Source organism: Chitinophaga oryziterrae (assembly GCF_009758125.1).
Classification (GTDB): domain Bacteria; phylum Bacteroidota; class Bacteroidia; order Chitinophagales; family Chitinophagaceae; genus Chitinophaga; species Chitinophaga oryziterrae.
Genome location: NZ_WRXO01000004.1, coordinates 622902 through 648734, shown reverse-complemented (window position 1 = coordinate 648734; position 25833 = coordinate 622902). Strand labels below are relative to the sequence as shown.

Genomic DNA, 25833 nt, shown 5'->3' with positions numbered 1-25833 from the left:
ACCTTTTTATCTCTTTATTATGAAAACACTGACTAAGCCGGGAAAAATAAGTATTGTGATTGTTATGCTGTTCCTGGCAACACTATGGTTATTCCCCTTATGGCGGATTGATCTGAGAGCACCACAATACCCGGGAGGATTATCAATGCAGATATGGCTGAATGACCTAAAAGGCGATGTGCCTATCATCAATGGGCTGAATCACTATATAGGTATGCAGGAGATCAATAAAAAAGATTTCCGGGAATTCATCTTCCTGCCTGCAGCCATCCTCCTGTTTATCCTCTTTGGATTCCTGGTACTGCTACTTAAAAAGAAAATATACTATTACATATGGACGGCCCTGTTCATTGTCATTGCATGCTTTTCTTTCTATGATTTCTACATGTGGGAGTATAATTACGGTCATCACCTTAATCCTCACGCACCAATACGGGTACCAGGCATGTCCTACCAGCCTCCTTTATTCGGCTATAAGAAATTGCTGAACTTTGAGGTATTATCCCAACCTGACATTGCCGGCTGGTTTTTCATTGGTGCTGGCATGTTACTGGCTTCAATGACGATCTATGAATGGAAAAAAAATGAAAAATGAAGCAGGCACTTCTGATGATAATATTTGTATACGGCCTTATGGGCCTCACCTCCTGCCAACAGCAGTTTGAACCGATAGACTATGGCCATGATGCATGCACTCATTGCAAAATGATTATAATGGATAAACGCTTTGCAGCAGAAATGGTTACGGAGAAAGGTAAAGCCTACAAATTCGACGATATGGCATGCCTCCTGAAATATATGGAGGAAGAGCATATCAACAATGCAAAGACCATGATATTTGTAAGTGATTACAGCAAACCGGATAATAGTTTCCTGGATGCCCGCCAGGCGGTATACCTGCATAATAGCGAAGTATTTAAAACACCTATGAACGGAAATCTTGCCGCTTTTGCAACTGACAGGGAAGCTGCGCCTTTTAAGGAACACTTGCAGAATAACGAGTTAAAATGGCAAGACCTGGAATCCAAACTTATAAACCAATGAAACGCGTACTTTCATACCTGTTATTACATGTATTCCTGCTATCTGCCGCTACCCCGGGTTTCGCCACCATTATAAAAGTCCATCCTGCTGCCAACAGTATCCACCATGCTGCAGACAATGCACGCAGCGGCGACACATTATTATTGCAAAAAGGGATTTACAGGGAACATGATATCATCATCTCCAAAAAACTGACAATAACCGGGGAAGGATTTCCGGTAATAGACGGGGAAAGTAAATACCAGGTTTTTATTATTACCAGCGATTCGGTAATAATACAGGGCTTGCAGATACAACATATTGGGAAAGTATCTATTACAGATATGGCGGGTATCAGGATCGTAAATGCAAAATGTGTTACCATAAAGAACAACAGGCTCATTAATAATACATTTGGCATTTATCTGCAAAACGCTACCCGGTGTTATATCGTCAATAACATGATCCACTCCGACACTAAAGATGAAATAAACGGCGGAAATGGCATCCATGCGTGGAAATCCACTCACCTCTCCATAACAGGGAATTCCATATCAGGACACCGGGATGGCATTTATTTTGAGTTTGTTACCGACTCGTATATTGCTGCTAACACATCTTTTGACAATGCACGATATGGTCTGCATTTTATGTTTTCCCACAATGATACCTATACACAGAATACATTTAAGAGCAATGGCGCTGGTGTTGCGGTTATGTACTCCAAAGGCGTGATCATGCATGACAATGAATTTGTCCACAATTGGGGAGATGCTTCGTATGGCCTTTTATTGAAAGAGATCACCGACAGTAAAATTGAACATAACCGGTTTACAAAAAATACGGTAGGCATACATATGGAAGGTACTACACGCGTGGACGTGCGGCATAACATTTTCGAGGACAACGGATGGGGAGTACGTGTACAGGCAAGCTGCAGCGGGAGTAACTTTGTTGAGAATAATTTTATCGGTAACTCCTTTGACGTAACCACTAATGGCTCCATGATGCTGAATGTATTCAATAATAATTACTGGGATAAGTATGATGGCTATGACCTGGACAAAAATAATATAGGGGATGTCTCCTACTACCCCGTAAGTGTATATGCGGTAATAACGGAAAAGATACCTCCGGCAATGATCCTGTACCGCAGCTTTCTTACCGATATGATGGACCAGGTGGAGAAGGTAATGCCCACTATAATACCGGATATGCTGAAAGATGATCATCCATTAATGAAAAAATTAAAACTATGATCGAAATAGCACATCTGACCAAAACCTTCAGAAAGTTTAAGGCTTTAGACGACATCAGCCTGCATTTTGAACCCGGGCAAACCATTTCCCTGTTAGGACCCAATGGCTCAGGAAAGACTACCCTGATAAAATCCATTCTGGGTTTAATGATCCCGGAAAAAGGAACGATCAGGATAAACGGGAACGAAGTAAAGGACCATTGGGAATACCGCTCGCAAATAGGCTATATGCCCCAGATAGGGCGTTATCCCGAGAACATGACCATACGCCAGGTCATAAAGATGCTCAAAGAGATCAGGAAAGACTGTAACAGGTATGATGAAGAACTGATTGAAGGATTTAACATACCTGCCGTACACCATAAAACAATGCGAAGCCTTTCTGGTGGTACACGCCAGAAGATTAGTGCCTGCCTTTCTTTTCTTTTTTCTCCGGATATACTTATCCTCGATGAGCCTACTGCGGGATTGGACCCGGTATCAAGCGAGCTCCTGAAAGATAAGATTGTAAAAGAACGTGCCAACGGAAAACTAATTCTCATTACTTCCCACGTACTCAGCGACCTTGATGACATCACCACTCATATAGTGTACTTACAGGACGGAAAGCTGATGTGCTTTAAAACAGTGGAGGAACTTAAAAAGTCGACCGGACAGGAAAAATTGAATAAAATCGTTGCCGCAATCATGCAAAAGAATTATAGGGAAGAATATCTGCTCCATGAAAACAATTATTAAATATGTACTGCTCGATCTGCTGAAGAATAAAACAATACTTGTTTATACGCTTATATTGGCGGCAATCACCATCAGCGTTTCGGGCATAGGTGATAATGCTTCCAAAGCCCTTTTAAGCCTGTTAAACATTACGTTGCTCTTTGTGCCTATTATCAGTATTCTCTTTTCCACCATCTACTTCTTTAATTCCGTAGAATTCACCGAGCTGTTGCTGGCTCAGCCAATAAAAAGAAAAACAATGCTATTGGCAGAATATGCCGGCATTGCTATCGCATTAACCATTGCTTACCTGGTGGGCGTAGGCGTTCCCATCTGTATTTTTTATTATAACCTGGCTGCGGTTACACTAATAATAAGCGGGTTGTTTTTAACGCTGATCTTCTCGGCACTGGCATTGCTGATATTTGTGCTGTTCAAGGACAAAACCAAAGGTATCGGTGCGGCGATCATTACAGCGCTGTTCTTCATCCTGCTATTCGATGGTTTACTGCTCTCCTTTATTTATTCATTCAGCGATTACCCGATCGAGAAACCCCTGTTGGGGCTTATATCCTTAAACCCCGTTGATCTGGCCCGTATATTAGTGTTGCTGCAATTAGATGCGGCCGTAATGATGGGCTATTCCGGCGCTTTATTCAAGAAATTCATGGGATCTGCCATGGGTAGCATCTATACGCTTGTCTGTATGCTGTGCTGGACTATTATCCCTTTGATAACAGCTGCAAGGATATTTAAAAAGAAAGATATCTGAGGATGGGATTTTGCATCGATAAAGCCATTAAGGCAATTATAATCAATCAATCCGATGACGGCAATCATTTTACAAAAAACAGGTTGCACGTATCTTGGTTGTGATATTTTTCATATTATTTCAGTTTTTAAAACCAAAAACTAATTTTATGAACCTGGAAAAATTCTGCCAGAGCTGCAGTATGCCGTTAGACAGCAATGAGATTCGCGGAACTGAAAAAGACGGCTCTAAAAGCAACGAATATTGCATATACTGTTACAAGGATGGAGCCTTTACCAGCCCCAATATGTCAATGAAACAGATGGAAACGATCGTAAAGATGCAGATGGAGAAAAGGCATATCCCTGCGAACATAATAACAATGGCCGTAGAGGCTTTGCCTAACCTAAAACGATGGAAAAAGAATGCTCTCTAACGTTTGATACCTGGCACCGGAATTGTGATGAAAGATAAATGAAAGCCTTCAGGATCACGGTTAAAAGGTTAAAAATGGCTGAAGAAAAAAAAGGGTTGTTTAAACCCTCCAGACTAGGCTTTTACCTTTTTTCACTAATTGTTTTCTATTTCGCCATTCACTATATAGGTAAGCTTAAGGACATCCAGAAACTTTTGCTGGAAATGAAGCCGGTATGGCTATTGGTGGTTCTGGCTGCACAAACAACTACTTATTTGCTGAATTCCCTTATCCTGCGCACCCTCTTAGCGGGTAAAACAGGAACAACCGGGTTCATTACTCTTTTAAAAATATCGGTCGTTATTATGTTTGTTAACCAGGCTTTACCAAGTGGTGGGCTCAGTGGAAATGGCTATATCTTTAATCAGCTGGTTAAAAGAAAAATCCCTTCAGCCCAGGCATTTATCGTGTTAGTATTTGAATCAATCTGCTATTATTTCGCATTCCTGATATTGCTGGGCATATCTTATTTATGGTATGCTATCCGGCAGATACACGTAGTTTCAGTAATTAAGTACACCGTTTTAACAGGATTTATATTTTTCATACTACTGGGGATAATTATCCTGTTAACGAGCAACAAGCGCACTATTAAATTCATACTCCATAAACTACACAGATTCGGTTATATCAGGCGATATATAATGAAGAATAACCTGCTATCAATTCAGGATAAAAGTGCAACAGGATGGCATTATTTTATTACACACAAAAAGGCATTTTTGCTGGCTGTATTATTACAGATCTGTATCCTCTTCTCTGATGTGATTACTGTCATTGCAATAATGAATGCTTTTCATGTAAGTCTTCCGTTTAGCAACATCCTGCTTGGATTGCTACTGGCACAGGTCATCGGATCACTTCCCATATCTCCGGGATCACTTATTGCATATGAAAGTGCCATGACTTATTTCTATACTATCATGGGAGCGCAGGTACACGTGGCCCTCATTGTTACCCTGCTCTATCGCTTTTTCACTTTTTGGCTGCCAATACCTGTAGGCTTGTTGCTATACCGGAATCTTCAACATGAAAACAATACCCATCTTAATAAATCTGCATCATAATAATTTTGTATGGAGAATCAAACTGAACAGGTTAATCAATTCTGGCATCTTACCAAAGAGGAAGTACTGCATCTGCTTGCTGCAGATGAAAATGGCCTGAACGATCAACAGGTAGCTCAAAGATTAAAAACATATGGAATCAATACCATCAGGAAAACCGATCAAAAATCCAGCTTAATATTATTCCTGTCCCAGTTTAAAAGCCCGATAACCATTCTGCTTATTGTGGCGGCATTATTATCATTAGGCCTAGGGGATGTAACTAATACGATCATCATACTGATAATTTTATTTATCAGCAGTTTATTAAGCTTCTGGCAGGAAAGTGGTGCGGCGAATGCAGCAAAAGAATTATTGAAGATGGTCCACCTCCATTGCACCATATTAAGAAATGGACAAAAAGGGGAATTACCAATCGAGAATGTGGTTCCCGGAGATATTATATCCTTAACGGCCGGAGATGTTATACCGGCAGACAGCCTCTTAATAAATTCACAGGAGCTGTTTGTAGATGAAGCAGCCTTCACCGGTGAGACCTATCCCGTTGAAAAGAACTGCGGGGTATTGCCAGTGGATACGCCACTGTCCAAAAGAAGTAATGTCCTGTTAATGGGTGCGCACATCATCAGTGGAAAAGCCACGGCCATAGTAGTAAAAACAGGCAGGCTGACGGAATTTGGCAAAATATCCGCAGGACTGCTGGAAAGGTCTCCGGAAACTGATTTTGAAAGAGGCATCCGCAAGTTTGGCTATTTGCTGATGGAACTCACCTTACTACTGGTTATTACTATTTTTGCCATAAATGTTTTTCTACACAGACCTGTACTGGATTCATTTTTATTTTCCCTGGCTCTGGCCGTAGGACTTACACCACAGTTGCTTCCTACTATTATTAGCGTCAATCTCTCTGCCGGAGCCAAGCGTATGGCCATAAAAAAAGTAATTGTGAAAAGATTGTCCTCCATTGAAAACTTAGGCAGTATGGATATTCTTTGTTCTGATAAGTCGGGGACAGTTACAGAAGGGCATGTTAATCTAAAAGATACATTAGACAGTTCAGGTACGCACAGCGAAAAGGTATTAAAATATGCCTGGTTAAACGCCTCATTACAACAAGGCTTCCATAATCCTATTGATGAGGCCATTTGTTCGGGCTATCAGGGGGCAATCGGCAACTATACCATATTAGCGGAAATCCCTTATGACTTTATAAGAAAACGTTTAACAATACAGGTACGGCATGAACAGGAAAATCTGGCCATAACCAAAGGAGCATTAACTGTTATGCTTTCAGTGTGCAGCCAGGTCGAAATGCAGGATGGCTCACTAACATCTGTCGAAGAAAGTAAAGCGGCTATTCTTAAGCAATATGAACAATTCAGCAAATCAGGGTTTCGTACGCTGGGGCTGGCTTATAAACGTCTGGATACAGGGCATATTATCACAAAAGCAGAAGAAAAAGATATGATCTTTTTAGGCTTTGTTACCTTGTTTGATCCACTCAAAGCCAATGTATCGGCTATTATTGGTCAATTAAACAAGCTGGGGGTAAAACTCAAGTTAATTACAGGGGATAATGCTTTGGTTGCAAATAGTCTGGCCCTGGAGATCGGTATTACCGAACCCAAAATACTTACCGGCGCCCAATTACAAAAGATGAGCAATGCGGCTTTATTACATCAGGCTCCATTAGTAGATATTTTTGCAGAGGTAGAGCCTAACCAGAAAGAAAGAATCATCCTTATTCTCAAAAAAGCAGGGCACGTGATTGGTTTTATGGGAGATGGAATTAATGATGCGTCCGCCCTCCATGCTGCAGATGTGGGAATTTCAGTTGACACGGCTGTTGACGTAGCCAGGGAAGCCGCCGATATTGTATTATTAAGTAAAGGTCTGGAAGTCCTTACAGAAGGCATTATAGAAGGACGTAAAACATTTGCCAATACCATGAAGTATATTTTCATGGCAACAAGCGCGAATTTCGGGAATATGTTTAGCATGGCAGGCGCCTCTCTGTTCCTGAATTTTCTGCCACTATTACCCAAGCAGATCCTACTTACCAACTTACTGACAGATTTCCCTGAAATGACCATCGCTCTGGATAAGGTAGATGATATTAATACAAAATATCCTCAACGCTGGGACCTTCCCTTTATCAAACATTTCATGATCATTTTTGGCTTGCTTAGTTCAATATTTGATTACATCACATTCGGTATTTTGTTGTTTGTGTTACATGCTAATGAGAAAGCTTTTCAGACAGGCTGGTTTATTGAATCCGTCATCTCCGCCTCATTAATCGTATTGGTCGTACGTACCCGGCTGCCATTTTTCAAAAGCCTCCCCGGGAAATACCTGGCCATAGCCACAACGACTATCGTACTATTTGTTTTAATCCTGCCGATAACACCGATGGCTTTCTGGCTGGGATTTACACCATTACCTATTGTTTATTACGGATGGATATTACTTGTTATTTCAGGTTACATAGTGGCTGCTGAACTAACAAAAAAATGGTTTTACCGGAAGATAATTACCTAGAAGTATTTTGTTCTCAGCTTACCATAATCCTATTACTTCCCACCATATTCCTCCTGCGGCAAACCATACAGCCAGAAATAACACACTAATGAAAAAGCCATGTTTCTCTACATATGTACTGCCGAAGAAAATCGGTGCAGGACCATGACCATAATGGGTTAATGAGTCCCCCGGTAAAGCAGAGGCTCCCATAAAAATGACCAGCATATTGCCGGTATCCCTATGGAAATGCCTACTGCTGCCTGCTCAAGGGTAATCTAATTTCAATAAGGCTCGATGCTACCAGCCATCACGTTCCAGAATTTTCCGTTTTCTTCATTCGTTTGGATGGCTTTAAAAATACCCTCCGCAGATCGTTCTGTAGTATAAGGTGCCTGATCGCCTCCCAACCGCGTTTGTACCCACCCGGGATGAACCGGTGTTACCCGGATATGCTGATTCTCCAGACGCTGGGCCAGCATCATGGCATAAACATTGATCGCTGCTTTCGACATCCGGTAGGCCGGCCCGTTAGTCGCCATATTCCTCGGTAAACTCATATTTGAGGAAATAAAAATCACCTGTGCACCCGAATTCAGGATTGGCAATACAGTCTCAGTGAAAAATACCGTCCCATATACATTGGTGGAAAACGTTTCCATGAAAGCGCCAATTTCCGGTTCTTCTGCAAATACATCAGGTGCAACACCCGCATTATTAATGAGCAGATCAATTTTTTTTGCTGTTGTATTAATTTCCGCTGTTGCAGCATTGACACTATTCCTGTCTGTAATATCTAAACGGATAACTCTTAAATTATCGTGGTGTAAGTCATCTATCCGTCCAGACCTGGACGTACCAAAAACGTTATAACCTTCGGCCAGCAATTTATGCGTAAGTGCCAATCCGATTCCACTGTTGGCACCCGTAATAACTGCGTTTTTATTTGCTGTGTTCATTTGTCTTATTCTTAAATTGATTAATTACCTCCTAACCCGCTGACTGCCCAGGTACCTGTTTTAAGCAGCAGGCCAAACCAGTCTTCCAGGTGCCAGGTATGGGTTAATTTCCCGTCTTTGAGGTGATGAAATTCATGCAGGGCAAGCTCGACCCGTTTACCTGTAGCAGGGATGCCCATTAACTCTTTATCGTGGGTAAAGGCAAATGCCGCCCTTACACCAGCACGTTCATGGGTACCATAGATCTCGTGAATGATGATTTCTACGTCAGGAAACGTAGCGGTGAATCCGCGGATAATGTCTTTCAGACCTTTCGGCCCATCCGCCTGGCCCGGCCCCAACGGAATGTCCTTCCAGTCTGGTGTACAAACGGTGTCGAGCAATTCCGGCTGCTGCTTTTTCCAAGCGCTGTAAAACATCTTTATTGCTTCAGTTTCTGAAGCCGTTAATGCTTTAACCATTTCCGGTTGTTCTTTCTCTGTTGTCATAAAACGATTATTTATTTCAACAAAGGTCGTCAACCTGGTAGCCTTGTATCTGGTGAGGATTTAAGTATAAATGGTGAAGATCAAAGTATTTGATGTGTTTGTTTTATATGATCAGTTGAGGTTTTGATCACTTATCATTTTGCGGTATGCCGTCGGGGTCATGCCGGTATACTCCTTAAAATACTTGGTAAAATTAGAATTATCATAGGTTAAGCGATTAGCTACTTCACTTATCGTCAGTGAATGATCTGCAAGTAGTTTCTTTGCTTCGCTTAATACCCTCAGTTCATAAAAATGACAGGGGTGAAAGCCGGTGTATAATTTAATGACATTACTGATGTGAACAGGGTGCAGGTACATCATACCCGCAATATCTTTCAGGGAAATCATTTCTTCCACGCTGCCAGCCATGAACTCATCCATATGTTTATTCATCTGATAAAGAAAATTGTCCGTAATTTCCTTCTGCCTGTTCAGATATTTTACCGGAATCTTTGCCATCATTGCTTTCAATTAAATTCACCGTTGAACAAATATCCATCATTTTATGCAAAGGAATTGGTGAGTTTTTAAGTTTTTATAATCTATACGACAGATAATTTTAAATAATACGTTGATTCGTTATACAAAACAACAATATATAAGAAAACCCGCTCATAGAGAGAGCGGGTTTTCTTATTATTTATGAAAGATATTAATTACTGCTTCAGGATTTTAATCCGTTTTTGCGTACCGTCTTTACGGTCTATAGCGATGATGTATATCCCTGGTATCAGAGAAGATACAGAAATTGTGCTGCCCGGGTTTTTAACGTTCATGATATTGTGGCCGCTGATATCATAAATGCTGAGTGTTCTTACTTTGTCATTGTTACGAAGGTAAAGTTGTTCATTTACCGGATTAGGCGACAGCGTAACTATGTTGTCATCCACTGTTTTTGTAGTTGCCGCTACTCTGGCAGATGAAATACTGGTGATGGTAAGATAGTTCAGATTGAAACCACCAGTAGCTGTGGCGATACCGATGTTATATGTTCCTGCAGGCAAGGATACATTATGTGAAACATTGGTCCAGTTCTGCCATCCGCCGGTATTAGGTATACTAACGGTACCCAGTTGTGTGGCGCCGGCATCCTTTTCCAGTCGCAGGGACGTGTTGGAGTTAGGGCTGGCCACGCGATAAGCCACGTTGTAGGTACCGGTTACAGGTATTGTTACACTGTAAGACATCCAGTCTCCGGCGTCTATCCAACCTACATCCTGTCCACCACCTGCATCGGTTGTTGTTTCGACATCTATGCCGGACATGTAGTTATAGCTCTCTGCCTGAATAACGGTAGAAGATACATTGGATTCCACTTTTAACGATGTGGTTACATCATTCCAGCTATTATCAACCAGGCAATTATCGTCTGCTGTGAGTACAAGTGTAGATCCGGTGAAATTGTCATCCTGGTAGAGGGTCACTTTATATCCTGAAGTCACCTTAAGGGAGGAAATATCATCATCCAGGATACCCAGTGCGATCAGTTGGCTACGGGTATAAGTGCCGGGATTCAGACCTATTGCATAACCGCCATAATTACAATCCTTATAGGCTACGGCTGCACCACTTGCAGTGAGGCCTGAAAAGCCTCCGATAGTGATGGTGGTCCGTACCGGAGAGGAAGCGTTGATCGTTGATGAATGGTTGAATACATCGTCGTAACAGAACGCATATGTGAGGCTGTTATAGCTGATATCACTGCGGTGCCAGAACTTGCAATACCAGTTGTATGGAGAGGTCTGGTAATAGCCGGCTGCATTGGAGAAATCCTGTGTGGTGCCGGTTGCTGCCGTCAGATCAATGGCATGGCGGTTAATGGCGGCGCATATCTGTGCCTGAACTACCTTATCCCATTGTCCACCTGCTGCCATGACACCACTGCCTTCCATGACTTCAAGATTGGTGGGTTTGTTTGATATGGTTCCTACCTGTCCGTCCGAAGCCCTGGTAAAGGTGAATACGTTCCCCGATACGTGGCCGGTCCATGTACCTGCATCTCCTGCGTTGAACACCAGGTTACCGCTTTGGTATTTGGACCAGATAGCATCGATATAAGAACCGAAATAATTAGCCTGTGCACCGCCGGTCTGGAAGGCTGCCGTCTTTGAAGGGAACTTAATGATGCCATTGGTTGCATCATAGCAGCCGGCAAATTCGGAAGGCGCGGTAGACTGCCATTGTGAAAGGATCTGACTGTGAGGTACCAGTTCTCCTACCTTCTGGTAGAAACCGGAATTACCCCATACTTCAAGACCCATAGGGTATTGATAGCTATCTACGCGGGTAGTATTAACCCAAAGGCCATTTGAGGCGTTTGTGAGCTCAATCGTTTCAAACCGGATGCCCTGATTGGGATCTGTGGGATTGGAGAGATTAGGAGCTGCATAACCGCTTGGCGAACCGGAGGCGCCAAAGAAATAGAGGTACAACTGCGAGTTGAAGGAAATCAGGATGCGGCATCCTGCAATCCCGGGAATGTTGAATGTTTTATTAGGTATGTCACTGAGTTTGGCGAAACAGTTGGCATACAGGCCGTTACCGCCGGGACCAGTATTACCGTTGATAACGGGCCCGGGAACGGTATTGTTTGATACGCTCATAAGGTTGACCGCACTGGTTTTAGGGTCAATCCATACAAAATTGTTGTTAACGATACCTACAATTGCGACATAGACATTGCCATCAGCATAAGATGAATTGTTGGACAATGTGAAGGGAACTGTGGTTTGGGCCTGTACGTTACTTTTTACCGAAATGGTTAATGCAAAGAGAAAGGCCATGCGGGTACATAATACCCTGATGAGGGAAAGTAAAGATCTGGTTTTCATAGATTATAGATGTTAAATTAACAAATCATAACGCTAATTTAACTGAATTGCACTGTAACTTGTTGACGGTGGTCAAATGAAAGAAGAGATAGTACAGAAGGGCTTGATATAAATCATGATGTACGTTTTAAAATAAATAATATATAAATGAGATATTTATAGTCATATTTAATAATCTATCGTAAATGCATAGATCATCATGATTTAAGTTTCTTACAGACCAGTTCGCGATGAATTGGTGCAGCATATTCTGAGGGATTAATTAACTTTAATACAAACCCGATCCATATGAACAGAAACGAAATCAAAAAAGAAGATATCAGACAGGAAGTATTTGATCTGTATGATGATTATGCTCATAACAGGGTGAACAGACGCGACTTTATAGAAAAACTATCCATATACGCAGTTGGAGGTATAACAGTCTCTTCACTGATGAGTTTCCTGATGCCTGACTACGGGTATGCCATTCAGGTGAAACCTGATGATCCCCGTCTTATATCTGAATATATTCATTACAACTCAGAAAAAGGAGGCGGGTCCATTAAGGCTTTGTTATCTAAACCTGCCGGCACAACGAAAAAGCTTGGCGGCATTGTAGTCGTTCATGAAAACCGTGGTTTAAATCCATACATTAAAGATGTGGCGAGAAGAGCTGCGCTGGCCGGATTTATATCTATTGCCCCGGATGCTTTGACACCGTTAGGAGGTTATCCCGGCAATGATGATAAAGGGCGGGAATTGCAGAGTAAAAGAGATAAAAATGAAATGCTGGAAGACTTTATAGCAGCTTATGAATACCTGAAAAAACATCCTGACTGTAACGGCAAAACAGGTGTTGTTGGTTTTTGCTTTGGCGGGGGGATTGCAAATATGATGGCAGTACGTATACCGGACCTGGCAGCGGCTGTGCCGTTTTATGGTGCGCAACCGGCGAAGGAGCTGGTGCCTCAGATAAAAGCGCCATTGCTTTTACATTATGCAGAGTTGGATACTCATGTGAATGATGGATGGCCGGCTTATGAAAGTGCATTGAAAGAGAACCACAAAGAATATACTGCTTACATTTATCCAGGTGTAAATCATGGCTTCCATAATGATACAACGCCCCGTTATGACAAGCCCGCTGCAGAACTTGCATGGAAACGTACTATTGAATTTTTCGATAAAAAATTAAAGTGATCAAACATAGACTGTTCAGAAAAACATTACATCGTATATACATCATTGTTACTATTAAAACATTAAATATCGTTCCGTCAGGTTCCTGACAGATTTTTTGATAAGGGTGTTTCATTTAAAATGGAACACCCTTTTTTATTCCTTGCAGGCGGAACTGAATTCGCTATATAAAACTATGCCGGAACAAAAGAATAAACTCTCTATATTTCGGATATTGATCGAAAATTTACGAAATACCGTGGTTTTTAAATCACGAAAAAACCATACAACTATATAATAATCAATTTATTAACCCCATGGCATTCTAATTGACTATAGTTGAGTCAAAACTTATAGAATGACACCCTCTCCAAAATTATTATCACCACACAATCACGCTTTAGTATTAATCGATTATGAAGGGCAGATGGGATTTGCCACCAAGAGTATCGCCATCAGTGAGCTCCGGACCAATACTGCTATACTAACCGGTGCTTCAAAAATTTTTAATATTCCGACAGTCGTAACCACGGTTGCAGAAGAGGTTTTCTCCGGACCTGTATTTCCTGAGATAGAAACATTTTATCCGCAGGCTACTTCCGGTTATATAGACCGCACAAGTATGAATACCTGGGAAGACGAAGCTGCCTATAAAGCGATCACAGGTATGGGGAAACAAAAACTGGTAATGGCAGGTCTGTGGACAGGTGTATGTATTGTAGGACCTGCATTATCCGCCATTCACGAAGGGTATGAAGTATATGTGATCACAGATGCCTGCGGCGATGTGAGTGTGGAAGCACACGAGCGGGCTGTTCAAAGAATGGTACAGGCAGGTGTTCAACCTATGACATCCATACAATATCTGCTTGAATTACAAAGAGACTGGGCAAGACAGGAAACTTATGCTGCCGTAACAGACCTGGCAAAAAAACATGGCGGCGCCTATGGTATAGGGATACAGTATGCACATAAAGTAATCAAACACTAAATCTAAATCGTATTACTTCAGGCGCCATCATGCAATTAAAGCTATTTGTTCTTTTTACATTAATAACTACCGGAGCATCGGCCCAATCTTTCAAACTGATGCGCTATGATGAACATTATGATTCAACAGCGGACCGTATCAAGTTTCTTCCGTTATCAGCACGCATAAATCTGTCGCTTGGAGGTGAAGCCAGGTTTGAATATGCATCCTTCAATAATGAGGACTGGGGTAAGGCAGGCATTGGCCATAATAACTTCCTGCTGCAGCGCTACGACCTTCATGCAGACCTTCATATAGGCAACAGGGTAAGAGTATTCAGTCAGCTGAGAAGCGCCCTGGAAAGCGGCAGAAAGAGTGGTCCGCGTCCTATTGATGAAGATCAGCTGAATGTGCAGAACCTGTTTGCAGACGTAGCGATCAGTAAATCGTTCACTTTTCGGGCAGGCAGACAGGAAATTGATTATGGGTCAGGCAGGCTGATCTCTGTAAGAGAAGGCCCTAATGCAAGACTGTATTTTACGGGAGGCAAAATGATGTACACAACCTCAAAGTTCTCAGTGGATGGTTTTGTGATGATGGCTGATAGTACTAATACAGGGGTGTTCGATAATAAAAGTACCAGGCAGGCAAATTTATGGGGGATCTATTCGAAGGTGATCATTCCGAACTCTGGCAACCTGGACTTTTATTATCTGGGCATACGCAGGGATGGGGCCACTTTTGAAGAAGGCAGTGCAAAGGAAATAAGACATACCCTGGGAACACGGATCTGGAAATATGGCGGAGGTTTTATTTATAACCTCGAAGCAGCCTGGCAGTTCGGAACGTTCGGTAACGGTAACATCCGTGCATGGACAGGCTCTATAGATGTTGGGTATGTCTTTAAGAAGGTAACACTTAATGTACGTAATGATTATATATCAGGAGATAAAAAAGCCGGCGACGGGAATTTGCAGACATTCAACCCGCTATATCCCAAGGGAGGATATTTTGGTTTTGATCCGCAGGTGGGGCCGGTAAACCTGATTGATATACATCCTTACGGCACAATAGCGTTGCTAAGCAATCTTACCCTGCAGGCAGATGTGGTATTTAACTGGCGGTATTCTGTGCAGGACGGGATTTACAGGCCAAGTGGCACATTTAATATCGCCGGGGCAGGATCTGACAAAAGATATATCGGTACTGCGTATTTAGCCAGTATTGTGTATAACCTGAGTAAATATATCAGTATGAATACAGGCATACAGTATTTCAATACGGGCAGTTTTGTGCATGATGTGATACCTGACCCTAAAAATGGATTATTCATCAATACCAGAATAGGATTTAAATTTTAAACTATGAAAAGGATCATCGTTTCAGCAATTTTAACATTAACAGGATTAACAACTTTTGCCCAAACTACGACGGTTGGTACTTCCACCATCTGGGGTAAAGTAGATGGTGTGGGTATAGAAGGCATGGTACAGGGGCCATCAACAGAAGTAACACCTTTACAGGTAGCCTGTGTATTTGAATACACGGAAGGCGATATTTTCAATTCACCGCCTGCATTGGAAGCTTCTGTAAATGGTATGGTGCATCTGGACCATGACCTGAAAGGTATTATCACGGACATCAGGAAGAGCGGCAGATTTACCGGTCATGCTTTCGAAACGTTGCTCATTACCCCTCCTGCCGGTACGATCGGCGCAAAAAGGGTGTTGCTGATAGGGTTAGGCAACCGCAACAAGTTTACCCCTTCTCTGATGACCGATATTGCCAGTGTAGCTATGCGGGAAGCCCTGCGTTTAGGCGTGGGCAGTTTTGCCTTTGCCAGTGACCTGAAGGATGCCGGTATTGATTCTCCTACTGCGCTGGTAGCAGCGAATGTAGTGAAAGGAATGTTTGCCGCCTACCGCACTGAAATATACCTGAAAACGAAAAAAATGTCCTCATTTAAGCCTTTGACGAAAGTAACATTACTGGCAGGACCAGCCTTTTATACGGTTGCTGGTCAGGGTATCAAAGAAGCTATTGCCACCTTTAACAACTAATTATGAAAGCAGACCTCATTTTATATAATGGGAAGATACATGCAGTAAACGCAGCGACGGCAGTAGCTATCAAAGACGGGATATTTATCGCGGTGGGAGATGACAAGACTGTCATGCAATTTGCATCGGAAGACACAAAGAAGATTGACCTGTTGAAAAAGCTGGTGATACCGGGTATTAATGACTCTCACACGCATGTTATACGGGGAGGGCTGAATTATAACCTGGAATTGCGCTGGGACGGGGTACCATCTCTTGCAGACGCAATGCGGATGCTGAAAGAACAGGTAGACAGAACACCTTCCCCCCAATGGGTACGGGTAGTAGGCGGATGGTCGGAGTTTCAGTTTGCAGAGAAAAGAATGCCAACGCTGGACGAGATCAATTCCATAGCACCGGATACGCCGGTCTTCATCCTGCATTTGTATAACCGTGCTTTTCTGAACAGAGCTGCTTTAAAAGTAGTTGGATACACAAAAGATACGCCGGCACCTCCCGGCAGCGAGATACAAAAAGATGCGAACGGAGAACCTACGGGTCTTATTATCGCCACTCCCAATGCGTTGATCCTTTATTCCACCCTCGCAAAGGGACCCAGGCTTTCTTATGAACACCAGCTTAATTCTACCCGTCATTTTATGACAGAGCTGAACCGCTTTGGAATTACCAGCGTTATAGATGCAGGCGGCGGATCTCAGCTTTTCCCGGATGATTATAAAGTAGTGAATGAACTGCATGAGAAAAAACAGCTGACGGTAAGGATTGCCTATAACCTTTTTACACAGCGGCGGGGGCATGAGTTTGAAGATTTCAGTGAATGGACACAGTCTGTTCCGTTACACCAGGGAGATGATATGTACCGTCATAACGGAGCCGGCGAAATGCTGGTATTCTCTGCGGCCGATTTTGAAGACTTTGCACAACCAAGGCCCGACCTTTCTGGGAATATGGAAGCAGAGCTGGAGAAGGTAGTCAGGCTACTGGCAGAAAAGCGCTGGCCATTCCGTATACATGCAACCTATGATGAAAGCATCACCCGTTTCCTCAGTGTGTTTGAGAAGGTAAACAGGGATATTCCGTTTGATGGGTTACACTGGATCATTGACCATGCAGAAACTATCAGTGAGCGGAGTATAGAAAGAGTGAAAGCTTTAGGTGGAGGGATTGCCATACAAAGCAGAATGGCCTACCAGGGAGAATATTTCACCGGGCGTTATGGACCCGCCGCTGCAGAGCAAACCCCTCCCGTGAAGAAAATGCTTGCCATGGATGTACCTGTTGGTGCAGGGTCTGATGCTACAAGGGTAAGCAGTTATAATCCCTGGGTATCCATGTACTGGCTTACAGCAGGTAAGACCGTAGGTGGTTTACAGTTGTATAATGAACAAAACCGCCTGAGCAGGGAAACTGCGCTGGAATTATATACAAAGGGCAGCGCATGGTTTTCTAATGAGCAGGAGAAAAAAGGAGCCATACAGACAGGTATGTTTGCAGATCTCGCTGTACTTGACCAGGACTATTTCACCATAGAGGACGAAAAAATAAAAAGTATAGAATCTGTTCTTACCATTGTAGGCGGTAAGATTGTGTATGCCAAAAATGAATTTTCACCGTTATCTCCGGCGCCTGTCCCTGTGTTGCCCGACTGGTCACCAACGAAGATATACAACGGCTATACACAGCCTGTAGTAACGGCTGTTCATAGTTGTAAAGGAAGCTGTGATGTACATGCACACCAGCATGATACCGCCAGGTTGAGTAATGTTCCGGTAAATAACTATACCGCATTCTGGGGTGCGCTGGGATGCTCCTGTTTTGCATTTTAATCTCACTATATGATAAAAGATCTTTTATACTCTGATGCAGGAAGTAACATGAATAATATTGCGTTGCTGGTTTACAGGATATTACTGGGCTTCGAACTGTTCCGTGTACATGGCCTGAAGAAGTTCAGGTTAGAGAATGGTCAGAAAGAGCATGTACCTAATCCGCTGCATCTGCCGGATAAACTGAATGGGCTTGTCGCTACTTTTTCTGACACGGTAGTACCATTTTTGCTGATGCTGGGTGTTTGTACCCGGCTGATATTACTCCCTGTAATCGGCGTTACTGCCATTGGCTATTTTGTTGTGCATCGCAGGGATTCTGCAGAAGTAAGGGATGTCCCCTACATGTATACAATATCATTCCTGTTTCTGCTGATAACAGGAGCAGGTACTTATTCTATTGATCATTTACTATTCAGTCTATAAAAAATGGCAGTAAAAACCGGTATTAATTCAGCACTTTCATTATCGCCGAACAGGATACTCACAGATGAATCCGTGCTGTATACAAAAACACACCTGGAATAATATGGAACAACAAAATAATATATGGTCCGTCACGCTTCTGCTTTCCGCTGTTGCAGGGTACTGTGACACAGTTACCTTTGTTGCCGCCGACACGATCTTTTCTGCTCATGTAACGGGTAACTTTATTGTATTTGCTTATCAGATGATAAAGGGCTCTGATCTTCAGGCATGGATCAAGCTGCTGACATTCCCTGTATTTATCCTGGCAGTGATGACAGGAGGATGGATAAAAGTCAAATCATCGAATCAGTATATTCTGTTACTCTGCCAGGGAGCGATATTACTGATTGCGGGATTAACCGCAATGCTATTTCATGCATTGCCTGTATATCTGATAGCGATGCTGGTCGTATTTGCGATGGGACTTCAAAATGCCTTCGGAAAGCTTTTTGCCAAAGAGACATATGGTCCTACCACCATGATGACAGGCAATGTTACACAGTTATCACTGGACACGGGCGCTTTAATACGGGGAAGGTTGAAAGATGCCATTGCCTGGGAAAGTATGAAGAAGCAGTTGATTACAATTGGAGGCTTCCTGGCCGGATGTCTGCTGGGAGCCGTGATTGCACAGAGGACAGGACTGAATGCCATCATTTTACCAGGAATAGCTATGATCGTATGCTATTTTAGTACCCATAAAAAAACAGTATGATAAGATAGCCTTAAAATCACTGTCGCCTGCAGCAGTGGTTTTAAGGCTTAATTCCTTTGACTACTGCCGTTAGAACAAAAATTAAAGAGTTCATTTCTCTAATGGGATTTTCCTTGTAAAATCAGGGATTAATTGATAATTCTTTTGTGAAAAGTTCTTTACCACTTTCATCAGTGACTGACAATTTGATTTTAGGTTGAGTTCTTAAATTTTCGGGAACTGTATAATCAAATTTTATCAGATTATCTGTAATGTCAATATTACTTACTGGTATATCACCTATCTTGATAATGATCTTCTTTTTAGTAAGCAATTTGCCACTCAATTTTATATGATTTATACCCTGGGCTTGTAAAACATCAGGTATAACTTCCTGGATAATCAGGTCCTGCATCTTATCAGGACGATCGTCCTTAGGTTTGAACAAGACAGTGAAAACTTCGTCCAGCTTCAAAGTCGCTTTATCTGTAAATAAACCGGCTAAAGCAGATAATGCAATCAAACCATAAATATTTACACTACCAGCATTCTCATTTCCGTTTAAAAATCCGGCTCTGAAAACAAAGTAAAATATAACGGCAATTGCAGCCCCAATGAAAGGCTTTATAAAGTACCACAATATCCAACTCCGTTCAAAATTTTTAGAGCCAACAAAATTGGTAAAAGAGGAAGCTATATGTGTTAATGCTCCCAGGAAGCCTGCAATTGCAACTAAGAGCAGTAATATTATATTGAGGTGAATAGTAGTAAATGATACGGGCAGATCAGACGTCGTGCAACCGCCCTTTACTATTGTTGTCCCCATATTTTTTTTAGTGTTGTCAATATCTCCTTTAATGGGACCTTTCGTCTTGGCAGTAAGCGCTGTATCTGAGCTATCCTTCTTTATGTTTGTCGAATCACTTATAATTTCAGGCGGCACATGTTTGTTCAAATTCATTAAACGATACTCGGAGGTATCAATAAGTGTCATATGAAAAGGCTTGCATGCATAGTGATAGGCTTTCTCCGCTGGTTCCGGTAAACGGTCAGGCCAGAAGGCTAAAAGACATGTGATAGATATAATGAAAGAAGATATTAGCAGCACCCCTGCAAAAAACTTTCCACTACGAGAGATTTCATTCATTGCCATAATTTAAATTGATGAATATAAATACGGGAATAATATACCATTGAGTATACAAACTGACCCGATGTTATTTTAATTGGAGTTCTCTTCTTAAAACGAATTTAAGAGTTCGCTAAATGGCTAACAATACCAACTAGTTTGTATTTTAACTTGATTTGTTTGTTGATGCGAGGTTTCTGATTTCCTGTGCATGAATACTGAATGGATAAAACTATCCAACCCTTAGAAGGATTAACAATATCCTTCTAAGGCCTTAACAGGCTTGTGATCAGGAGTATAATCCATATATAAGCCATATGTAATCCATATATGAAGCATATATAAAGCATACTTCTAGAGGTATGCTTTATATATGCTTTGTTCTTGGTTTTTATATAGAATTTAAGTATTTTAGAATACTCATTATAACCTTTTAAAGAACTTGTTATGGCAATATTAAAGAGCGGGATCCCATTTACCGGAAGCGTGGGTAACATGTCTTGTTATACACGGAAAGACATGGAGGGCGTTTACATAGTACGAACAAAAGGTGGTGGCTCCAGAAAGAAAATAGCTAAATCCCCCACCTGTAAAGCTATCCGGGACAATAACGCAGACTTTGGCGTCAGCTCAAAGGCGGGTAGTAATGTGAGATGGATGTTGACCTATTTGAAACACCTGGCAGATTATAATATCACTCCAAAACTGAATAGCTTATCAAAAATTATTCAATCTTATGATAAGGTAAATCCTAAAGGTAAAAGAGAAGTATTATTCGCTAAACACAGGCAGCTGCTGAACGGGTTTAGTCTGAATAACAGGTATCCTCTTGACGGCATTGTAAGACACCCGCTGCAATGTACCATTAACAGGACAACCTGCAGTGCAGTAGTCCAGTTTCCGGACCTGATCCCCGGTGTAAACCTGTTCCTTCCCTGGAAAGCACCTCTCTACCGCTTTATTATTTCCCTGGGTATATTAACTGATAATGGGGCTAAGCCAGTGCAGGAAAGGACGCATCGTTTCGTTAAACGCGTTTATACCGCATGGCAGACAGCACAAATACCTTTTGCTGCACAACAGATTGAAGTAAAAATAGAAAACGGATATGCAAATGAAGAAAATCAGACACTGATATTATCAATTGGGATTGAAATGGGCGAACCTATTACCAATGAACTGATCGGTATTGTAAAAAATACAGGCAGTGCTAAAATAGTGATGGTGGAATAACCCATCATCTGATACCAATCATAAAATCATACTGTTGCAACTGGATAATCAGGATGACAGCATCCTTCATAAAATTGAGAAAATCCGACAACGGTATCATCAGATGGTTTTGAAAAAATATAATTATATAAAACAATGTTTAAGAAAGTATATTATCTTTATGCCTGGAATGAAAAAGGCTTCTGCTATATTGCTGTTAATTATATATACTACTGCCGCTTGTGGTGTTAGTATAAAGCAGTTCTATTGCTGTGGCAAGCTGAAATCAGTATCATTTGCTTTTAAAGAGGACAAAAAAGAAAATTGCCACAAGGACCGTGAAAAAAGCGGATGTTGCGAAAACAAATACCATATATTAAAGGTTAAGGACAATCATATTACTACAGATAATGTTCTCAATCCTACTAAGTATTTCACCGACCTCCATATATTCCCCTCTTCTTATCAAAGTCCCGTTCTTACTGTATTTCAACAAATAAATCCGGCCAATCCAGGCAATGCGCCGCCACTGCATTATGGCGTTCCTGTTTATATTCTCAACTGCATCTACAGAATCTGACAATGCTCTCCCCGGGCATATTACAGTCATTATTTCATAGTGACTTATCATTTATTTACAATTACTCTATCTAAAATGTATTGCATTAAGCAGTACTGATTGTCTGTACACATCTAAATCTTACAAAAATGAAAACGATTATTATCACTATGATAATTGCAACAGGTTTTGCAGCCTGTTCAGGCGGAACAAATAAAAAGAACGCCCAGGATAGCACCACAATGACAGCTAAAGTAATGTACACCTGTTCTATGCATCCAGAAGTAATCAGCGATAAGCCGGGTAAATGCCCTAAATGTGGAATGGACTTAGTGAAAAAGGAAATGATGAAAGACATGAACATGGACAGCACTAAACATTAATACTTAAAGCTATGGTTCAAAAACTCATAGAAATTTCTTTACGCAACAGGTTCGTGGTACTGCTTGCAGCGGCGGTCCTGTTTGCATGGGGGATTTACTCCATTCAGCAAAACCCGATTGATGCCATTCCTGATTTATCGGAGAACCAGGTCATTGTTTTTACCGAATGGATGGGACGCAGTCCGCAGATAATGGAAGACCAGGTTACCTATCCTTTGGTCAGTAACCTGCAGGGCATTCCAAAAGTCAGGAATATACGGGGAACATCCATGTTTGGGATGAGCTTTGTATATGTGATTTTTGAGGATAATGTTGATACTTATTGGGCAAGAACAAGGGTATTGGAACGACTAAACTATGCACAACGTTTATTACCCCCGGGTATTACACCTACGCTTGGACCGGATGGAACAGGAGTAGGACATGTTTTCTGGTACACGCTGGATGCAAAGAAAATGGATTTAGGGGAGCAAAGGGCGCTACAGGACTGGTACATCAAGTTTGCCCTTCAAACAGTACCTGGCGTGGCAGAAGTAGCCTCTTTTGGTGGTTTTGAAAAGCAATACCAGTTGGTAGTTGACCCTGTAAAACTGCAATACTACCGTGTTTCTTTAATGGATGTGATGAATAAAGTAAAAGCCAACAACAATGATGTAGGTGGAAGGAAATTTGAGATGAGCGATATGGCTTACATCATTCGCGGATTGGGTTACGTAAAGAGTAAAGAAGACCTGGAAACCATCGCTGTGAGCAATTATAATGGCATCCCTGTAAGAGTGAAAGATATTGGCACTGTACAAATGGGGGGCGACCTCCGCCTGGGCATTTTTGACGAAAACGGGGAAGGCGAAGTAGTGGGCGGCATAGTAGTTATGCGGTATGGCGAAAATGCAGATAAGGTAATCACTGCCGTCAAAAAGAAAATGGGAGAAGTGCAAAGAGGATTACCTGAAGGCGTTAGCTTTAAAGTAGCATATGACCGCAGCACATTGATCGAAGCAGCCATTGAAACCATTAAGGGCAAACTGTTTGAAGAGATTACAATTGTCTGCATCATCGTTATCCTTTTCCTGTTTCATTGGCGGAGCGCATTAAGTATCATTATACAAATACCTATCACCATTTCCATCAGTTTCATCTTACTCAATGCCTTTGGCCTATCCTCTAATATCATGTCGCTTACCGGTATTGCATTAGCCATTGGTGTAATTGTAGATAACGGTATCATCATGAGTGAAAACTCATATCGTAATTTATCAGATTGGCAGAATAACCCTGCCAATAAACCCAAGCAGCCATGAAAAAAATATTTAAAAAGATACTTCCTCAAAAGGATTACGTAAAAATACCCGAAGATATCCGGATGGCTATTATTGAGCGTTCCAGTAAACAGGTATCAAGAGGGGTGTTTTTTTCTACGGTCATCATCATTGCATCCTTCCTGCCTGTCTTTTTACTTACCGGACAGGAAGGAAAACTGTTTGGACCATTGGCCTTTACCAAAACATTCATTATGGCAGTGGATGCAATACTGGTAGTAACGTTAGCGCCTGTTTTGATCTCCCTGTTTATGAAAGGAAGGTTCAGACCTGAAAGTGCGAACCCGATTAACAGCCGTTTGGAGAAAATATATGAACCCGTAATCCGTACCTGCATCAAATGGCGTAAAACGACTATTGGTATCAATATTATCGCATTACTGATAAGTATCCCCCTGCTAATAAGTTTGGGTAAAGAATTTATGCCCCCGCTGGATGAAGGTTCTATTTTATTTATGCCTGTTGCTTTGCCCGATATATCTAATTCGGAAGTGAAAAGATTGTTACAGGTACAGGACAGATTGATTAAGACGGTACCCGAAGTAGAAAATGTTTTGGGTAAAGCAGGCAGGGCCAATACTGCCACTGACAACTCCCCTATCAGCATGATTGAAACGATTATCATACTCAAACCAAAATCAGCCTGGCGGGAAGGTAAAACCAAAGATGATATTATCAATGAGCTCAATTCAAAATTACAAATACCTGGCGTAACGAATGGATGGACACAGCCTATTATTAATCGGATCAATATGCTTTCCACAGGTATCCGTACCGATGTGGGCGTAAAGGTATACGGGCAAAATCTGGATACTATTTATGCCTTTGCGCAGGAAGTTAAAAAACATCTGCAGGGTATTGATGGTGTAAAAGACTTGTATGTAGAGCCGATTACAGGCGGAAAGTATATTGATATTGCAGTAAAGCGGGAAGAGATTGGCCGGTATGGTTTAAGTGTTGATGACTTAAACGATGTGATTGAAAGTGCATTAGGTGGCGTAAAGTTAACTACTACCGTGGAAGGCCGGCAGCGTTTTTCTGTGAATGCAAGATTTGGGCAGGATTTCAGGGATAATCTGCAGTCGCTGAAAAGGTTACAGGTACAGACACCTGATTTTGGACCGGTCCCCCTGGAAGCCGTCGCTGATATAAAAATATCAGAAGGTCCGCCTATGATTAATTCAGAAAATGCTTTGTTACGGGGTACGGTACTGTTCAATGTTCGCGAAAGGGATTTGGGTAGTACTGTACAGGAAGCGCAACAGAAATTAGATCAGATGATGTCAAAAATGCCAAAGGGTTATTTTATTGAGTGGAGCGGGCAATATGAAAACCTGATAAGAAGCGAAAAGACGCTAATGCTGATTTTGCCCTTTGTCCTGCTCATCATTTTCATGTGCATGTATTTTGCCTTTCATTCGGTACGGGAAGCCTTTTTCAGCCTTATATCCATTCCTTTTGCATTAATAGGCGGCGCTTATATGATCTACTTCTGGCACGTTAATCTTTCTGTTGCTGTCGCCGTTGGCTTTATTGCGTTGTTTGGACTGGCGGTAGAAACAGGTATCGTCATGGTTATTTACCTCAACGATGCTATGCAACAATTGGTAACATTAAAAGGCAATTCAAAAGAAACGATTACCCCATCTGATTTGCGGGAGTATGTAATTTCCGGTGCAGCAAAACGTTTGCGTCCGAAGATGATGACAGTATCCGTATCACTTTTTGCATTGATACCGATCCTGTGGAGCCATGGTGTGGGAAGCGATGTAATGAAACCGATCGTGTTACCTATGATTGGTGGTGTACTTACATCCGCTACACATATTTTATTGGTAACTCCCCTCATTTTCTTAATAACAAAAGAATACGAATTACGCAGGCATGGAAAGATAGACGTGCTGGAAGTAAAACATTAGTA

At 41.8% G+C, this 25833-nt stretch carries 26 protein-coding genes; 20 read left to right on the top strand and 6 right to left on the bottom strand.

The features are described from left to right. The first annotated feature begins 19 nt into the window (after positions 1-19). The 8 genes from GO495_RS17555 to mgtA all read left to right on the top strand — a co-directional run bounded on the left by GO495_RS17555 (position 20) and on the right by mgtA (position 7832). Positions 20-595 (top strand): hypothetical protein, encoded by a 576-nt coding sequence (locus GO495_RS17555; protein ID WP_157301018.1) that lies wholly within the window; start codon positions 20-22, stop codon positions 593-595. Then, the gene (locus GO495_RS17550; protein ID WP_157301017.1) at positions 592-1044 is read left to right on the top strand and encodes a nitrous oxide reductase accessory protein NosL; all 453 of its coding nucleotides are present in this window, start codon (positions 592-594) and stop codon (positions 1042-1044) included. The genes GO495_RS17555 and GO495_RS17550 overlap by 4 nt, the downstream gene beginning before the upstream one ends. Beyond that, complete coding sequence (gene nosD, locus GO495_RS17545; protein WP_157301016.1) at positions 1041-2282, top strand: nitrous oxide reductase family maturation protein NosD; 1242 nt, start codon at positions 1041-1043, stop codon at positions 2280-2282. The genes GO495_RS17550 and nosD overlap by 4 nt, the downstream gene beginning before the upstream one ends. Then, a complete protein-coding gene (locus GO495_RS17540; protein ID WP_157301015.1) occupies positions 2279-3019 on the top strand; it encodes an ABC transporter ATP-binding protein in 741 nt (246 codons plus the stop codon). Before nosD ends, GO495_RS17540 begins: the two co-directional genes overlap by 4 nt. Beyond that, a complete protein-coding gene (locus tag GO495_RS17535) occupies positions 3003-3770 on the top strand; it encodes an ABC transporter permease subunit (protein WP_157301014.1) in 768 nt (255 codons plus the stop codon). Before GO495_RS17540 ends, GO495_RS17535 begins: the two co-directional genes overlap by 17 nt. A gap of 148 nt (positions 3771-3918) precedes the next feature. Further along, positions 3919-4185 carry a zinc ribbon domain-containing protein gene (locus tag GO495_RS17530; protein WP_205691283.1) on the top strand — a complete coding sequence of 89 codons (267 nt, stop codon included), beginning with the start codon at positions 3919-3921 and terminating at the stop codon, positions 4183-4185. Positions 4186-4259: 74 nt separating this feature from the next. Beyond that, a complete protein-coding gene (locus GO495_RS17525) occupies positions 4260-5291 on the top strand; it encodes a lysylphosphatidylglycerol synthase transmembrane domain-containing protein (RefSeq protein ID WP_157301013.1) in 1032 nt (343 codons plus the stop codon). Between the two features lie 9 nt (positions 5292-5300). Continuing rightward, on the top strand, positions 5301-7832 hold the full coding sequence (mgtA, locus tag GO495_RS17520; RefSeq protein ID WP_157301012.1) for a magnesium-translocating P-type ATPase: 2532 nt from the start codon (positions 5301-5303) through the stop codon (positions 7830-7832). Between the two features lie 18 nt (positions 7833-7850). Here the strand turns inward: mgtA and GO495_RS17515 are convergent, their stop codons facing one another. The 5 genes from GO495_RS17515 to GO495_RS17495 form a co-directional block, all read right to left on the bottom strand. Further along, positions 7851-8039 (bottom strand): anion permease, encoded by a 189-nt coding sequence (locus GO495_RS17515; protein ID WP_157301011.1) that lies wholly within the window; start codon positions 8037-8039, stop codon positions 7851-7853. 56 nt (positions 8040-8095) lie between these two features. Next, on the bottom strand, positions 8096-8770 hold the full coding sequence (locus GO495_RS17510) for an SDR family NAD(P)-dependent oxidoreductase (protein ID WP_157301010.1): 675 nt from the start codon (positions 8768-8770) through the stop codon (positions 8096-8098). A 20-nt stretch (positions 8771-8790) separates the two neighbouring features. Continuing rightward, the gene (locus tag GO495_RS17505) at positions 8791-9258 is read right to left on the bottom strand and encodes an ester cyclase (protein WP_157301009.1); all 468 of its coding nucleotides are present in this window, start codon (positions 9256-9258) and stop codon (positions 8791-8793) included. A 111-nt stretch (positions 9259-9369) separates the two neighbouring features. Next, positions 9370-9762: a helix-turn-helix domain-containing protein gene (locus GO495_RS17500; protein ID WP_157301008.1), complete on the bottom strand. Its 393-nt coding sequence runs from the start codon at positions 9760-9762 to the stop codon at positions 9370-9372. A gap of 194 nt (positions 9763-9956) precedes the next feature. Next, positions 9957-12131: a beta-1,3-glucanase family protein gene (locus GO495_RS17495; RefSeq protein WP_157301007.1), complete on the bottom strand. Its 2175-nt coding sequence runs from the start codon at positions 12129-12131 to the stop codon at positions 9957-9959. Positions 12132-12419: 288 nt separating this feature from the next. Here GO495_RS17495 and GO495_RS17490 point away from each other — a divergent pair, with 288 nt between their 5' ends. From GO495_RS17490 to GO495_RS17460, 7 genes are all read left to right on the top strand, one after another. Further along, positions 12420-13313, top strand: a complete 894-nt coding sequence (locus GO495_RS17490) for a dienelactone hydrolase family protein (protein WP_157301006.1) — start codon at positions 12420-12422, stop codon at positions 13311-13313. 337 nt (positions 13314-13650) lie between these two features. Beyond that, positions 13651-14283, top strand: coding sequence for a hydrolase (locus tag GO495_RS17485; RefSeq protein WP_157301005.1), 633 nt, complete (start codon positions 13651-13653; stop codon positions 14281-14283). Between the two features lie 29 nt (positions 14284-14312). After that, positions 14313-15623 carry an alginate export family protein gene (locus GO495_RS17480; protein ID WP_157301004.1) on the top strand — a complete coding sequence of 437 codons (1311 nt, stop codon included), beginning with the start codon at positions 14313-14315 and terminating at the stop codon, positions 15621-15623. A gap of 3 nt (positions 15624-15626) precedes the next feature. Continuing rightward, positions 15627-16322, top strand: a complete 696-nt coding sequence (locus GO495_RS17475) for a M17 family peptidase N-terminal domain-containing protein (RefSeq protein ID WP_157301003.1) — start codon at positions 15627-15629, stop codon at positions 16320-16322. Positions 16323-16324: 2 nt separating this feature from the next. Beyond that, the gene (locus GO495_RS17470) at positions 16325-18148 is read left to right on the top strand and encodes an amidohydrolase (RefSeq protein ID WP_157301002.1); all 1824 of its coding nucleotides are present in this window, start codon (positions 16325-16327) and stop codon (positions 18146-18148) included. A 9-nt stretch (positions 18149-18157) separates the two neighbouring features. After that, on the top strand, positions 18158-18574 hold the full coding sequence (locus GO495_RS17465; RefSeq protein WP_157301001.1) for a DoxX family protein: 417 nt from the start codon (positions 18158-18160) through the stop codon (positions 18572-18574). Positions 18575-18677: 103 nt separating this feature from the next. After that, positions 18678-19331, top strand: a complete 654-nt coding sequence (locus GO495_RS17460; protein ID WP_157301000.1) for a YoaK family protein — start codon at positions 18678-18680, stop codon at positions 19329-19331. Positions 19332-19452: 121 nt separating this feature from the next. On the opposite strand, the gene GO495_RS17455 is transcribed toward GO495_RS17460, so the two are convergent. Then, positions 19453-20457 carry a hypothetical protein gene (locus GO495_RS17455; RefSeq protein ID WP_157300999.1) on the bottom strand — a complete coding sequence of 335 codons (1005 nt, stop codon included), beginning with the start codon at positions 20455-20457 and terminating at the stop codon, positions 19453-19455. Positions 20458-20886: 429 nt separating this feature from the next. On the opposite strand from GO495_RS17455, the gene GO495_RS17450 reads away from it, so the two are divergent. From GO495_RS17450 to GO495_RS32410, 5 genes are all read left to right on the top strand, one after another. Beyond that, positions 20887-21672, top strand: a complete 786-nt coding sequence (locus tag GO495_RS17450) for a hypothetical protein (RefSeq protein ID WP_157300998.1) — start codon at positions 20887-20889, stop codon at positions 21670-21672. 34 nt (positions 21673-21706) lie between these two features. Then, positions 21707-22231 carry an HYC_CC_PP family protein gene (locus tag GO495_RS17445; protein ID WP_157300997.1) on the top strand — a complete coding sequence of 175 codons (525 nt, stop codon included), beginning with the start codon at positions 21707-21709 and terminating at the stop codon, positions 22229-22231. 128 nt (positions 22232-22359) lie between these two features. Next, positions 22360-22593, top strand: coding sequence for a heavy metal-binding domain-containing protein (locus tag GO495_RS17440; protein ID WP_157300996.1), 234 nt, complete (start codon positions 22360-22362; stop codon positions 22591-22593). A gap of 11 nt (positions 22594-22604) precedes the next feature. Continuing rightward, positions 22605-23894, top strand: coding sequence for an efflux RND transporter permease subunit (locus GO495_RS32415; RefSeq protein WP_157300995.1), 1290 nt, complete (start codon positions 22605-22607; stop codon positions 23892-23894). Next, positions 23891-25831, top strand: coding sequence for an efflux RND transporter permease subunit (locus tag GO495_RS32410; RefSeq protein WP_157300994.1), 1941 nt, complete (start codon positions 23891-23893; stop codon positions 25829-25831). The genes GO495_RS32415 and GO495_RS32410 overlap by 4 nt, the downstream gene beginning before the upstream one ends. Positions 25832-25833: the final 2 nt, after the last annotated feature.